1 protein-coding gene and 1 pseudogene are annotated in these 1,150 nt (G+C 74.4%); both read right to left on the bottom strand.

Annotated features, from left to right (window positions below; genetic code table 11):
* A pseudogene (locus tag AC31A1_RS51720) lies at positions 1–286 on the bottom strand (aspartate aminotransferase family protein); the annotation flags it as partial.
* Positions 287–497: 211 nt separating this feature from the next.
* The coding region (locus tag AC31A1_RS51715) for an ERAP1-like C-terminal domain-containing protein (protein ID WP_489659961.1) at positions 498–1,150 on the bottom strand (653 nt) is incomplete at its 5' end.

The raw sequence follows: 1,150 nt of genomic DNA, 5'->3' as shown, positions 1-1,150 counted from the left end.
CGAGCGGCGGGCAGTGCAGGTGTGCCGCGCACAGCGGGTCGGCGGGGTCGGCGGCGCCTTCCGCGAGCGCGTGCACGAGGGAGCGCAGGGCGTCGGGGTCGCCTTCGTCGGGGAGTACGTCCCCTACGGCGTCCCGCATGCGGGCGGCGACCGTGTCGGGGCCGCCCGCGGGGAACGGGCCGCCGCGGGCCTGGCGTCCGGTGCCGAGTGCGTCGAGGACGGTGTCGAGCAACGGCCGCAGGGCGTCGGGTCCTTCGGGGCCTGAGGCGAGGGGGGCGCTGCTCATGCTGTCCTCCGGGGCGCGGGCAGGGGGAGTTCCAGCTTGGACCCGGATGAGTCGACGCGCCCGGGGAGAACAACGATCAGAACCCGAAAGGGTGTTGTTCAGTGCCCGGTGGTGGTGCGGGTGACGGCGTTGGTGCCGCGTGAGTGCCGGAGTCGGGAGGTACCGGGCGGCTGGATGATGGCGCCCGGCACCTGAGAAGTCGCCGTCTCGGTCACTCCACCCCGCGTACCCGCAATGCGCGCCCCAGGTCGTCGAGTTGGTCGACCAGCTTGCGGCGCAGGGACGGGATGAGGTCGGCGTCGCGGAGGCATTCCTCGCCGAGGCGGAGGGTTTCGGCGTCGACGGCGTGGGTGGGGAAGGCCCAGCGGCCGGCGGCGTCGGCGATGGCGGGGCCCCGGCGGGTGGCGAGGGCTACCGCGTCCGTGAAGAAGCGGGGCACGTAGTCCCGTACGAGGTCGGCCTGTTCGGGTTGCCAGAAGCCCTGGGCGGTGGCGGTGAAGAGGTAGTTGGAGAGGTCGTCCGTGGTGAACATGGCCTCCCAGGCCGCGTGTTTGGCCTCGGGGTCGGGGAGGGCGGCCCGGCAGCGGGCGGCGCCTTCCTGGCCGGTGGCGGACGGGTCGCGCTCCAGCTCGGCGGCGATCGCGGGCTCGTCGGTGGCGCCGAGGACGGCGAGGCGGGCCAGGACGCGCCAGCGGAGTTCGGGGTCCAGCTCCGGGCCGCCGGGGACGGTGCCCTCGGTGAGCCAGGCCGCGATGGTGTCGGGGTGGGCGGCGACGTCGATGAAGTGGCGTACGGCGATGAGGCGCAGGCCGGGGTTCGAGCCGTCCTCGGTGCGGCGGATGAGGTCGCGGCACAGGGCGGTGA

Source organism: Streptomyces sp. P5F9, assembly GCF_057961495.1.
The sequence above is the reverse complement of the archived record's forward strand: the minus strand, read 5'-3'. Positions and strand labels throughout refer to the sequence as shown.